We start from the raw sequence: 766 nt of genomic DNA, 5'->3' as shown, positions 1-766 counted from the left end.
CCACGAAAACCGATGGTACGACAGTTAATGCAAGCAATGTGGGTGATGCCTTAACCAATCTGAACAATGAAGTGGTTAAGCCGATTACCTTTGCAGGTAACAGTGGTAGCGTTGACCGTAAATTAGGCGAAACCCTTAATATTACGGGTGGCCTGACGGCTTCAGGTTCGAACTCGAATGTGAAGACAGTCATCACTGGCAATACAGTTGACATTCAACTTGCAGATGCTCCGGTCTTTGCAGGGAAAGTGACAGCGAACGGACTTGATGCAAATGGTGAGAAAGTTACCAATGTCGGTGCGGGGACAGCAGCAACTGACGCAGTGAACAAAGGTCAGCTGGATGCATTAAGTACATCAAGCAACAACAAGACTGATGCCTTGGGTAACAGTACAGCGAACAATCTGGGCGGTGGTTCAAGCTATGACAGCACGACTGGTGCGGTGAGTGCGCCAACCTATACCGTGAATGGTACGGACGTAAATAACGTGGGTGCCGCGATCAGTGAGCTGGACAAAGGCTGGACGTTACAAAGCAATGGTGCAACGGCAGGCGCAGTGAAAGCGGGCGATGTAGTTGACATTGGTACGGTGACAGGCGAAAGCAACTTAACGGTCAGCAAGACCGGCAATACGATTCAGTATGGCTTGAAGCGAGATCTGGATCTCGATAGCGTAACCACAGGTGACAGCAAGCTGGACAGCAACGGTTTAACCGTTACAGGTGGCCCGAGTGTGACTAAGTCAGGCATTGATGCGGCGAATAC

The 766-nt window shown here is 50.3% G+C and carries 1 pseudogene; it reads left to right on the top strand.

What is annotated here, in order from left to right:
* Positions 1–766: pseudogene (locus HUN22_RS17430) on the top strand (hypothetical protein); the annotation flags it as partial.

The sequence above is a fragment of the Acinetobacter lactucae genome, assembly GCF_013344765.1.
GTDB classification, from domain to species: domain Bacteria; phylum Pseudomonadota; class Gammaproteobacteria; order Pseudomonadales; family Moraxellaceae; genus Acinetobacter; species Acinetobacter lactucae_A.
Note: the sequence above shows the minus strand (reverse complement) of the source record. Positions and strands in the feature narration are given on the sequence as shown.